The following is a 350-nucleotide window of genomic DNA, read 5'->3' on the forward strand; positions in this document are numbered from 1 at the left end:
CGGCGTCGCCCAAAACGGCGACCTGGCGGTGATCGGCAGCAGCATCAAGGCTCAGAACGTCACGCTGGACGCCGCCCGCGACATCACCCTGCAGTCTGCACAAAACCGCAGCGACACCACCGGCAGCCATAGCAGCAGCGGCGGTGCCATCGGCGTTAGTGTCGGCGTGGGTAGCGATAAAGCCGGCATCAGCGTGTTTGCCAACGCCAACCGCGCCAGCGGTAAAGAAAACGGCGACACCGACAGCTACACCGAAACCCATATCACCGCGGGGCAAACCCTCACCCTGAATAGCGGCCGCGACACCACGCTCACCGGTGCGCAGGCCAGTGGCGACACCATCGCGGCCA

The 350-nt window shown here is 65.1% G+C and carries 1 protein-coding gene; it reads left to right on the forward strand.

Annotation, left to right across the window (positions count from 1 at the left end; genetic code table 11):
- Positions 1-350 (forward strand): hemagglutinin repeat-containing protein (locus ACZ9XP_RS17855; protein ID WP_465188955.1); only part of this gene is annotated, 350 nt, incomplete at both ends.

It is taken from the genome of Vogesella perlucida, assembly GCF_979366545.1.